The sequence below is a fragment of the Bdellovibrio sp. ZAP7 genome, from assembly GCF_006874645.1.
In the GTDB taxonomy this organism is placed as follows: domain Bacteria; phylum Bdellovibrionota; class Bdellovibrionia; order Bdellovibrionales; family Bdellovibrionaceae; genus Bdellovibrio.
On the sequence record NZ_CP030082.1, the window covers coordinates 1,702,541 to 1,713,271 of the forward strand.

Annotated in this window: 9 protein-coding genes; 3 read left to right on the forward strand and 6 right to left on the reverse strand. The window is 45.2% G+C overall.

Annotated features, from left to right (window positions below; translation table 11 throughout):
- Positions 1-2: 2 nt before the first annotated feature.
- From gspG to gspC, 5 genes are all read right to left on the reverse strand, one after another.
- Positions 3-407, reverse strand: coding sequence for a type II secretion system major pseudopilin GspG (gene gspG / locus DOM22_RS08260; protein WP_142699905.1), 405 nt, complete (start codon positions 405-407; stop codon positions 3-5).
- 524 nt (positions 408-931) lie between these two features.
- A complete protein-coding gene (gspF, locus tag DOM22_RS08265) occupies positions 932-2,149 on the reverse strand; it encodes a type II secretion system inner membrane protein GspF (protein WP_142699906.1) in 1,218 nt (405 codons plus the stop codon).
- 1 nt (position 2,150) lies between these two features.
- On the reverse strand, positions 2,151-3,842 hold the full coding sequence (gene gspE, locus DOM22_RS08270; protein WP_142699907.1) for a type II secretion system ATPase GspE: 1,692 nt from the start codon (positions 3,840-3,842) through the stop codon (positions 2,151-2,153).
- 60 nt (positions 3,843-3,902) lie between these two features.
- Complete coding sequence (gspD, locus tag DOM22_RS08275) at positions 3,903-6,173, reverse strand: type II secretion system secretin GspD (protein WP_142699908.1); 2,271 nt, start codon at positions 6,171-6,173, stop codon at positions 3,903-3,905.
- 20 nt (positions 6,174-6,193) lie between these two features.
- Positions 6,194-7,108, reverse strand: a complete 915-nt coding sequence (gene gspC / locus DOM22_RS08280; protein WP_142699909.1) for a type II secretion system protein GspC — start codon at positions 7,106-7,108, stop codon at positions 6,194-6,196.
- A 157-nt stretch (positions 7,109-7,265) separates the two neighbouring features.
- Between gspC and DOM22_RS08285 the strand changes: the two genes are divergently transcribed.
- Positions 7,266-7,835, forward strand: a complete 570-nt coding sequence (locus DOM22_RS08285) for a hypothetical protein (protein ID WP_142699910.1) — start codon at positions 7,266-7,268, stop codon at positions 7,833-7,835.
- Positions 7,836-7,837: 2 nt separating this feature from the next.
- Entirely contained in the window at positions 7,838-8,338 is a 501-nt protein-coding gene (locus DOM22_RS08290) for an NADPH-dependent FMN reductase (protein WP_142699911.1), read from the forward strand.
- Here DOM22_RS08290 and DOM22_RS08295 read toward each other — a convergent pair.
- Positions 8,321-9,343, reverse strand: coding sequence for an HNH endonuclease (locus DOM22_RS08295; RefSeq protein WP_142699912.1), 1,023 nt, complete (start codon positions 9,341-9,343; stop codon positions 8,321-8,323). The two genes, DOM22_RS08290 and DOM22_RS08295, sit on opposite strands and share 18 nt — an antisense overlap.
- A gap of 549 nt (positions 9,344-9,892) precedes the next feature.
- On the opposite strand from DOM22_RS08295, the gene DOM22_RS08300 reads away from it, so the two are divergent.
- The gene (locus DOM22_RS08300; RefSeq protein WP_142699913.1) at positions 9,893-10,450 is read left to right on the forward strand and encodes a GNAT family N-acetyltransferase; all 558 of its coding nucleotides are present in this window, start codon (positions 9,893-9,895) and stop codon (positions 10,448-10,450) included.
- Positions 10,451-10,731 lie beyond the last annotated feature (281 nt).

Here is a 10,731-nt window from a genome sequence, read left to right on the forward strand (position 1 = left end):
GATTAGTTCAAATCTTCCAACGTGATGTCAGTGTCGTAACCAGAGCCGCCTTCGCGACCATCTTTACCCAAAGACTTCAAGTGGTATTCGCCACCGTTGACTTCGTAAACATATTCGTGATCCCAACGATCTTTGATAACTCTGATGTAAGGTTCTGGGCCCCAGTTGCTGCAGTTAGGATCTGCTTTAGTTAGACCTTCTAACGTTTGCGGATACTTGTTGCAATCTGTGTAGTACATTTGCAAAGCATTAGAAAGCTGACCCATGTGGATCTTAGTTTCTTTAACTTTTGCTTTGTCTGTAGCACCTTGCATACGAGGAAGTAGAAGAGCTGAGATACCGGCGATGATAGCAAGTACGATCATGATCTCGATCAAAGTCATACCCTTGCGATTGCTAATGAACATTCGAAACTCCTTGTTAACAGTTAGAAATCATAACAGAAACGCCCATCACGGTAAAGCTTCGGTTCTGACTTGGCACATTCTTTTGTCTTGTTGTCTTACAGGGATTTCGGTCCTCCCTTTGGTGTTGGGGAGGAAGGCTCGCTTACCTCGGACAGTCCTCGCTCGTTTTGGTCGTTTGTTGTTTAGTTTTGTTGTGGCTCGATTTTTGTTTATTGGCTTCGTTTGTTTCAGAATGGCCTGCGGAACTCGGACGCGAGCCTTTCTCCCCAACACCAAACGGAGAAGAAGTGTTGAGACAACAAGGCGAAAGAATGTGCCAAATCAGAATCGAAACAATGAGATAGCTGTTTTTGTTAAATTCAACTTTAAGTCGAGTTTGAAGTCCGATTAGCTTAAGAAGGCAGGAGCATGAAGTTCAACTTTAACTTTTGTGATCAGCCCTGCGAACGAAAAAAGGGACCTTTGGGTCCCTGTATTCCTAATTTCCAATTTCCAATTTCAAATTTCCGTTAGGCGCAAAGCGCCTAACCAGCCATGTTGGTCATTTCGAACATTGGGATCATGACGGCGAATACGATCATGGCGATGGCCATACCCATGAGGACTGTGACGACTGGACCCATGAGGGAGGTCATGGATTCTAGTTTGTTTTTTACTTGGAAGTCGAAGGCGTCGGAAACTTGCATGAGCATGTTTTCCAGGTCGCCTGTTTTTTCACCGATGTTGACCATGTGGATGACGATCGGCGGGAACTGGCCTGACTTTTTTAAAGGTCCTGCGATGGACTCACCCTCTGCGATGTTGCTGCGGGCTTCATCGATGGCGATGGCTAGGACGTGGTTGTCGACGACGTTTTTAACGATGTCCAATGCTGTTAGCATGGGAACGCCGCCTGTTAATAGAGTCGCAAGCGTTCTGGTAAAACGAGATACGGCGACCATTCTTACTGCGGGGCCTGCGATCGGGAGTTTCAACGAGATGGCGTCCCATTGATTTCTTCCTGTTGGAGTGGATTTCCAGTTTCTAAACATCACGATCGCAACGGCGATGATACCAAAGATGATGTACCAATAGTTCACCATGAATTGGGATGAGTTGATCAAGGCGATCGTGTACCACGGCAACACTAGGTTGGGAGTGGACTCGAACACCGTCACCATTTTTGGGATCAAGAAAATGAAAAGGAACGAAAGTAAGGCTGTCGTTACTACCAGCATGATAACCGGGTAGGTCATCGCGCTGGAAACTTTGGCGCGAAGTTCGGCTTGAGCTTCAGTGAACTCTGCCAGACGCATCAGGATGACGTCCAAAGAACCTGACATTTCACCGGCTTCAACCATGGAAACGTAAATTTTCGTAAAGATCGTTGGGTATTTCTGCAGGGCTTTTGCGAAGGGTGAACCTTCGTTAACCATGTTCTTACAGTCTGCAATCGCCTCTGATAAAGTTGGATTTTCAACTTGTTCAGCGATAGCGGCGAGTGCATCAACCAAAGGGATGTTGGCTTTTACCAGGGTCGCCAACTGACGAGTCATCAAAGACAAGTCTTTAACGCCAACGGCTTTTGTCGCTTTGGGCCCTTTGGATTTTTTGGTGTCGATCTTCTTTTTATCACGAATATCGACAACGTAAACATTATCCTTTTTTAGGCGAGCACGGGCTGCGCGCAGATTTTCTGCGTCGATGATACCCTTGGTGTTTTTTCCATCGCGGGTCAGGCCCTTGTACTCAAAAATTGGCATATTATAGATCCAGTTGCGTATTCGTAGTTAGCTGTTCAATTGTAGTCACACCAGCTAGTACTTTGGCAATACCATGGTCACGGAAAGTTTTCATTCCGTTGGCCAAAGCTTGTTTCTTGAGCGTCGCGCCGTCTTTTCGCTGCATGATCAAAGAACGAATATCGTCGGTCACAACCATCAGCTCACTGATCGTCGTACGACCTGAATATCCTTTTTGCCCACACTCTGTGCAACCCATGGCTTTACAAATGTGGCTGTTGCGAGCAACTTCACGAGTAACTCCCAATAGAGACAATTCGAAATCAGACGGTTCGTGCGGAGCTTTACAATGCGGGCAAAGAACACGCACGAGACGTTGAGCGACAACACCCATAACAGATGTTGCGATCAAGAACGGCTCAACCCCGAAGTCAATCAAACGCGGGAAGGCGCCGGCCGAGTCATTTGTATGCAGAGTCGATAAAACCAAGTGACCCGTAAGGGAGGCTTGAATCGCAAGTTCCGCTGTTTCCAAGTCACGAATCTCACCGACCATGATGATGTCGGGGTCTTGACGAAGGAAAGATCTTAAACCCGCAGCGAAAGTTAAACCGATCTTCGCGTTGGTTTGCACCTGACCAATCCCATGAATACGTTGCTCCACCGGATCTTCAACTGTCAGGATATTCACGTCAGGTTTATTTAATTTCGTTAAAGCTCCGTACAGAGTCGTGGACTTACCAGAACCCGTTGGACCTGTAACAAGCATGATACCGTCATTACGTGAAAGCAGATCATCTAAGCGATCCAAGTTCTCTCTTGAAAAACCCAGTTGCTCAAGTTCCAGGATGACAGTCGATCTATCTTGAATACGCATCACCAGGCGCTCACCATGAGCCGTGGGTACTGTGGAGAGACGGATATCGATGTCTTTACCGCCGACTTTCAAAGGGATACGACCGTCTTGAGGAAGACGTTTTTCTGCGATGTTTAAGTTCGCCATAACTTTGATACGGGAAGTAACAGCGTTTTGCAGTTTTTTAGGTGGTTTAAAGACGTCCATCAAAACACCGTCCGTACGGAAGCGCACGACCATGTCTTTTTCGTAGGGCTCGATATGGATATCTGACGCTTTTTCTTTTACGGCGCGGAACAAAAGGCTGTTCACCATTTTGATTACGGGCGCATCGTCTTCGCCAGCTTCCAGCAGATCCACGATCGGATCATCCAGATCGTAATCTTCTTCGTCAATTTCATCCAAGCCCGAAAGATTCGCTGTGGATTTTTCGTAAACTTTATTGATCGCATCTTGGATGCGGATCACTGTCGTGACTAACGGGCGAACTTTTTTACCGAATAAAACTTTCAAGTCATCCAGTGCTCTCAGGTTTACCGGATTGCTGGTCAATGCGATCAGCTGATCTGGTTCATCCTTGTAGGGGAGGACTTGGTGTTGTTTTGCGTAGTTGATCGGAATATCCCGGATCAAGTCAGCACTGATGTCTGCAACTGGAATGTCGCGGATAAAATCCAATCCCAACTCTTTGCAAAGATCACTGACGACTTCATCCGCCGTGGAGAATTCTTTCGAGTTTAAAGCTTCGCCGACTGTGACGGGTCTCACCACAGAGGGATTTGCAAGCACAGAACGCAGTTGATCCTGTGTTAACGAAGTTGCTTTTGAAAGAATTGTCAGAACATCCACAGTGGCCATTAAAGTTCCTTCTTGGTATCGAAAAGGCAGTTCCGGTTTTAAGGGAACTGCCGCAAAAAACTACTCTTGAACGTCTTCTGAAGGAGCGGCGGCTCCCTGAGCTTTTCTGTAAATTGGATCTATCTTAGCACCATATGGGTCTTTTCCGCCCTGGCCTTTGATATATTCAATACGTTCTTCAAGACGTTTCGAGACAACCTCATTTACATCGCCGGAATTGCGAATAATTTTGGGAGTCAGGAATGAAACCATGTTCGTTTTTGTCTTATTCAAGCTGCGAGATTTGAACAACCAGCCCAAGATAGGGATATCGCCCAACAGAGGAACCTTCACAACTGTTTCAACATCGTCTTCCTTAATCAAACCACCAAGAATCGCGGTGTCGCCGTTTTTCACGTTAATCATTGTGTTGATCGAACGTTTTGCCAGCGGTTGCGTATTGTTTTGGAAGTCTTTAGGCGCTTGTACAGAAGAAAGCTGTGTCACACTTTGCTTGATTTCCATACGGATCGAGTTTGAAGACGGGCTGATGAATGGTTTGATGTGAAGTTTGATCGTCGCATCTTCCATTGTTGGCGTCGTCGTCACAGTACCGCTCGTACCGGAAACGTTTTGCTGCATGCTGGTTACAACTTTATCACCCACTTCGATCTCAGCTTCGTTGTTATCCAAAGCGATGATCGTCGGAGTGGAAAGGATGTTGGCTTTTTTCGTTTGTTTCAAGAAATTGATGAAACCCACAAGGCTTGGGATGGTGATTTCAGAGCCGCCCGGAGGAGTGACTTTGATCATTTTTCCAGAGCCGAAGCCCAAGATCGCGCCCGTACCGCCCACTGGATTTAACATCTCTTGAAGATTGATACCACCGTTGAAGCCGACTTTACCATAACCGTTTTCACCGTACTGGTAATAGCCGACGCCCCAAGAATCAAGATCCGAAGCACTCATCTCCATGATGATCGCTTCAACGTAAACTTGATCGCGGGCGATATCGATTTTATTCAGGATGTTCATCACAACTTCATAGTCTTGTTTGCTCGCTGTGATAACCAAGCTGTTGGTAGCTTTGTCGGCTGTGATTTTCACGTCGCCGCCAAAGATTTCTTGAGGCGCTTGCATTTGGCCACCAATAGGGGATAGCAAGCTTGGGCCTGTACTTGGTTTTGGAGCGGCATCTTTCGTTACGCCAGACAGTGTTTGCGCGATTTTCTCGGCATCACCATTTTTAACGTAATAAACGTACACGCCACCAGAATCTTCAGCGCGGATTTTAAAGTCCAACTGAGAGATCAATTTTTTAATACGAACGATACCAGATTTATTACCCACCACGATGATAGAGTTTGTTCTGTCATCCGGGATCGCCATAAAGAAGCTTGCACCCTGTTGAGCAGAAGTTCCTGATGAACGAGAGAATCTTGGAACGCCCGCTGTAAATGTTCCTGGAGCAGATCCAGATGATTTACTGCCTTTATTTACGATTTTGTCTACCAAGTCTGCCAAATCTTTAGCTTTCGCGAACTTAATAGGGATAACTTCAAGTTGTTCTTCAAATCCTGGAACGTCCAACTGGCTGATGATGCGCATCACGCGGTCAATGTTAGAACCGTAGTCAGAGATGATGATCGAGTTCGTTGGTTCGTAAATGTTCATCTCGCCATCTTTTGAAGGCAAGATACGAAGATCACGATTCACTTGAGCCGCCGAGATGTGCTTTAAGTGAATGATACGAGTGATCATTTGATCTGTATTCGGGTAGTAAGCACCAGAATAAACTTCGATATTGTCACGTTGGGCATTTCTTGCGGATTTAACTTTTAAGAAGCCACCAGAAGGAACAACCGTGAAGCCGTTGATAGCAAGTGCTGACAAGAAAGCGTTGTAGGCTTCTGCCACTGTGATTTTAGACGGAGCGCTGATTGTGATTTTACCACGAACGCCTGGATCGACGATAAAGTTCTTACCAGTCAATTCGCCCATGGCTTTAACCAGCTCAGAGATCTCCACATTCGGATAATCGAAAGATTCGATTGTCTGAGGGAAATTTGCGCTGTTGATGTCCTCAGTGGGCGCTTTGGCGAATTTTTGCTTTTGGCTCTTGTTCAGAACCTGGCCTTCGTCACCAGAAGAGTGTGAGCCACCGCGAGTACCGCCAGCTGCTGCTGGTGCATCCGGAGTTGCAAAGCCACTGTTATCCGAATTACCAAAATCCGGAGGTGGCGGTGGTGGAGGGAAATTTTCAAATTGAGCATGCGCAGTGGTTCCTACCAACTGAGATGCAGTCATCAATGAAGCAATTCCTATGCTGACGGGCTTGATGGGTTTTTTCATCTCTCTCCTCCTGAGGGAGTTTATTGAATATTATAAGTCATGTTTTCAGTTTTACCGTTGCGCTCAACTTGAAGAACAACTTTCGGGTTGTTTTTCAAAGTTTGGTACAACTCCATCGCCTTGGCAGGGCTGTCGACCGGGTTACCGTCGACGGATTTAATAACATCCATTCTTTGGATGCCAAGCTGTTCATAAATACTGCCAGGTTGCATGTCTAAAATACGGAAGCCGTTGATGTTGCCGGTGCCAGGTTCACGATTTGGAACTGCGCGGGCTTGCATCAGGATGCTGGAAAGATCATTCGTGTACTTCAACAAGTCAGAGCGTTTGATCGCGAATGTGTTGTCGCCTGTCTTTTTAACTTCTTGGCCAGATGTTGTGGTTGAGGGTTTGCTGGCAGCAAAGCTAACTTTTGCACCTTCTTTTTTGATTTCGATGAACTCCAGGCGGTTGGTGTTCAGATTTCTGAAAACCACTTTCTGTCTTTCGATGCGAACGACATTGGCCATGTTTTCGATTTCTTTTCCTGGAGAGTATGAAATCACCTGATTTTTTCCGCGGATCTCAATCGACGCGATGGATTTTTCCGGAATAGAATGCACCAGTGTGCCGATCAGATTCAGAGGCAATTGCGATGGAACCGGATCTGCCTCTTTCTCTTCGACACCTTTGTTTTTATCAACCAGTTGATCTGGGATGATTCCGTTCGATGCAAAAATATTTCTGGAAGCAATATTGTTGTAGTAACCCGGATTCACGCTTGTCGTGACGGGCGGGGCTTTAGGGTGAGCAGGTGGTGCAGATTGCGGAAGCATGCGATCGCGATAGGAAAGAATTGCCAGGTCAGCAAGGCAGTAACCGATAAAGATGAATAATATATACGCATACCATTTTTCGAATGGTGGACGCTGATTTTTCTGGTTACGTGAAATCACAGTTGCAAATCCTTTGTTTTTTCCAGCACCTAGTCCTTGGGCCTCAGACTATCGTACCAAAAAGGTAGGGCAGCTGCATCAAAAAATACATGCTGGACCATGGTCCTAACGCTCTGATTTTCATTTTAAAAACGGAAAGATAAGCCATGATAGAACTATGAGAATTCTCTACTTCACGGATGGAGCAGGAATTGATCTATTAGGGATTCGCGAATCAGTTTTGCGTATTCCCGAAGTGCTTACCTCGCTACGTCGCGGCCAGGAGCAGGCTCGCTATGTAGACTTGATGCAGGTAATGTCACTGTCTGACGGAGAATTTCGTCAGATACCGAGTGTGTTACGCACTCTTTTGATCAACCTTGTGCAAAGAGGCTTACACCAACGCTGGGTCAATCGAGATCAGCGTGCGGATTTGATTCTGAGAAGAATCAATCACCGTTCTTTAGATGAACTAAAGAACGTCGTGCACAATTTTATCAATGCCAAAGTGGCGGGTGCTTCCGTTGCTACCAAAGATCTTCATTTATTGCATTTCATGGACAAAGTCGAAATCACGGTGATCGGGCCGGGTTACGATGAAGTTGAGTTCTGGTTGCGCAAGCAAGTGGCAACGCGCAAAGACATCGAAGTGCAAATCAAAGACGTTATCGCAGCTGATCCAAACCTGGAATGGTTCTGGCCTCAGGTGAAGGATAGCTTCATCGAATTCCAACAAGCAGTTATCTAACTATGAAAATCCTGAGTTTGTGTGGCAGCATCAGAGAGGGCTCATCAAGTGGGCTCTTGTTGGATGCTTTTCGTTCGGTTTTACCTGTTGGTGGCGAGTGGTCTTCGGTTAATCTCAAATCCCTGCCATATTTCGATCCCGCTTGTCAGTTCTCGAATGTGCCTGCCGTGGTTACCGAAATCCGACGCGAAGCTTTTTTAGCAGATTACATAGCCATCGCCACACCCGAATACGCTCACGGCATTCCAGGAATTCTAAAAAACGCGTTAGAGTGGCTGATTTGCGAAGAAACTATGAAAAAGAAAGTCGTTTTATTCGTAGCCTCACCAAGCGGCGGCGAATATGTCCTGCAATATTTAAGTGAAACGTTAAGAACGATGGATTTGCTGCTATCTGCTGAGTTAACCATGGTCATTAACAACGCCCGAAACCAATTGTCAGCAGACGGCACCATCGATCCAGGTTTAAAAAACTCCCTCATCGAACTATCTCAGCATCTTTAATCCCATTCTTGAAGCTTCTGATAAATTATGAGTTCGGCAAAGGACTCGTAAATTTTTCTGCTCATTTGATCCTCCCAATGCGATTGGTCGAATATGATCAAATTGAAGTTGAAACTTCGAACCGCATTTAGCTCCTGAGATAGGATGTTCGTATTCACAACAATATCCTGCCGAAAGCAAAAGCTTACGTTTCGAGGTGACTTTAATATGCCCACGTTTTTGCGCTACCAAGAAGCTTTGCATTGATTTTTTAGTTCCCGTTTTCTTTGGCTCAGTTCTCAAAGGCTTTGTTTCAGTTGAGGGATTTTTAAAAGTATTCTTGGGGCCTTGTTCTTTATTCAATGTGACTGGGCGGATATTAAATTTCGAAGATTCCTCTTCACCCAAAATCTTTTGAATTTGCTTCTGTGCTAGTAAAGTCAAAAGTTCTGCCCAGTTTCCATCTGGAAGAACATGCGACATAAGATCACGTGCAGTTTCCAATGTTTTGAGTTGTTCTGTGCTTAAAGTGACTTCCAAGCGAACAGAATCATCGCGTTGAGGTGTGACGGTTTCGCTAGTCGCAATAGGAAGATTAAATTCCTGCGCCAATGTTTTCTTAGTTTCGAATGAAGACTTGTGTTCAATTTTCTCCAAAATCTTTGGAACTATCGCTGAAAGAGACTTTGAGTCTTCGCCAGTCTTTCTAATTTCCTGACGAAGTGCTGATTGAACCTGCGTTAGTTGAGTCAAAGTCAAACGACCATCTTCAAGCCGTTCCGCGACCTCGGGAGATTTTTTAAGCAGGCGAGCAGCACTCAATCGGCGATAAGCAGCGTCCTCGCTGTATTTCAAATGTGTCGTCAAATAGCGAAACATTGAATCAAAACCAAGTTCCGCGTAAAGGCGACGAGATTCCATTTCATTAATATGACATAAAATAACATGCGTCAGCTTACGTTCACTCTGAGCAAGTTTCTCAAGTCGTCCAACCAATTCAGAATTAGAAATGCCGTTTAAATTCATGCAAGTCTCCTTTGCTGAGATTCTTATAGCACGAGTTTTAAATCGCGATTTTTGCCATGTTTCGGTTTTGAATTCTCAGGGGAGAGTGAGTTTTTATTGCCCTCCATTTGTCGCCAAAATTCACTCTATAAAGAGGGGATAAATAAAATACGCCGGTCCACGAAGAAAGAAATATCGTTCGCCTTTGTCGCTCTAAAGAACGCAAAAACCTTGGCAAGAATTATTTCCTTAGATTTCTGCAAGTGAAACACCGCTTCTTGGTAGCGCAAAACCTGTCAGGAATAGATGGTGGGGAGAAAGAGGAAGAAAGAAAGAAAGAAAGAAAGAAAGAGTGAGTGAGTGAGTGAGTGAGTGAGTGAGTGAGTGAGAAGACAAAGAGTAAGAAAGAGAAAAGAAATATTATAGGAGGACTTAAGTCGGAAAAACTTAAAAATATACGACACGTAACTGTTCGCCAGAAAGAATATGAAACATTCCTTATACATCCCATAAAAATTAATGAGCTGACTTTGTATCTCAAATCCTAAATTATGATTTAAGGGAGCCACTATGAGAATCACCCCAGAATCTTTCAGAACCAAAACCGGTAAGATCATAACTCTTCGTTCGCCTGAAGTCCAAGATGCAAAGGCATTAAGAGCAATGATGATCGAGGTCGCGGAAACGGCTCCCTATATATTGAGTACCGCTGAAGACTTTAGATCAAAACCTGAAGACGCCGAACAGAAATGGATCGAAAAATATGAGCAGTCTAGCCGGGACATGATCATTTTAGCGATTCACGAAGGAAGCATCGTCGGTAATTTGGACTTCAGTGCGTTCGTGAGGTTCAAGAATTCCCATCGTGGACACTTAGGTATGTCAGTAGCCCCGCGCATGCGAGGGGAAGGCATTGGTGAATTGTTGCTGAGAAAATTATTCGCCGAAGCGCCCAATGTTGAAGGTTTAACTCAGATTGAATTAAGCGTGATGCATCTCAACGTCGCGGCCCTTAATCTATATAAGAAGGTCGGCTTCAAAGAATGCGGTCGAACGCCCAACGCGTTCAAAATGCAAGATGGCTCATTTGCCGATCAAATCGGAATGTATGCGACAATTGCTCTTTGAGTGTTCAACAAAGTAGTGAGCAAATTCTGAACACACAAGAACAGCCGTATCATCTATGCCGTGAAGCTGCGTGCTGATGCGACTCCACTTGCAACTCCATCAGTGTTCCGCAAATTCGCCCAGGAAAATCCGCGTAACCAAGAAACATTGCGTTGAATTGTCAGGGTTGTGTTAGGGGTATTGACCAAACTTTGTCAAAGTCGATAGCCTCTACAGCATTTCAAGGGACATTCAAATGCTGATGGATAGACTCAAAAGAGTAAATTTTTCGTCGCGTTTCC

Bases quoted from the DNA above. Each gene is read 5' to 3' on its own strand.
- gspE (WP_142699907.1), bottom strand. From the start codon at position 3,842: ATGGCCACTGTGGATGTTCTGACAATTCTTTCAAAAGCAACTTCGTTA.
- gspF (WP_142699906.1), bottom strand. From the start codon at position 2,149: ATGCCAATTTTTGAGTACAAGGGCCTGACCCGCGATGGAAAAAACACC.
- DOM22_RS08290 (WP_142699911.1), top strand. From the start codon at position 7,838: ATGAAAATCCTGAGTTTGTGTGGCAGCATCAGAGAGGGCTCATCAAGT.
- DOM22_RS08285 (WP_142699910.1), top strand. From the start codon at position 7,266: ATGAGAATTCTCTACTTCACGGATGGAGCAGGAATTGATCTATTAGGG.
- DOM22_RS08295 (WP_142699912.1), bottom strand. From the start codon at position 9,343: ATGAATTTAAACGGCATTTCTAATTCTGAATTGGTTGGACGACTTGAG.
- gspD (WP_142699908.1), bottom strand. From the start codon at position 6,173: ATGAAAAAACCCATCAAGCCCGTCAGCATAGGAATTGCTTCATTGATG.
- DOM22_RS08300 (WP_142699913.1), top strand. From the start codon at position 9,893: ATGAGAATCACCCCAGAATCTTTCAGAACCAAAACCGGTAAGATCATA.
- gspG (WP_142699905.1), bottom strand. From the start codon at position 407: ATGTTCATTAGCAATCGCAAGGGTATGACTTTGATCGAGATCATGATC.